General features: G+C 62.2%; 1 pseudogene. It reads right to left on the minus strand.

Annotated elements, in window-relative coordinates:
- Window positions 1–291: pseudogene (locus AC0L18_RS32470) on the minus strand (IS5/IS1182 family transposase); the annotation flags it as partial.

Consider the following 291-nt stretch of genomic DNA (forward strand, 5'->3'; position numbering starts at 1 on the left):
GCGGCTGATCTCGTTGCCGATGGTCTTTTCCATGTCAGGGATGATCGCTGCGAGCGTGTGGCCGTCATAGGGATTGCCGGGCAGCGCTTTTGCATGCAGGGCGAACTGGCCACCCTTTGAGCGCTTCAGCGTGGTGGCCACCGACACCTTCACCCCGAACTCGTAGGGCGCATGCGCCTTGCCCTTACCGATGCATTCCACCTCGTGCGCATGCAGGCTGTAGATCTTGCGGCCGCGCTGGCGCTGACGCTGCTCGAGAACGGTGGAGGCCTGGTAGAGCGACCATTTGAA

This window comes from Mesorhizobium sp. WSM4819 (genome assembly GCF_055811215.1).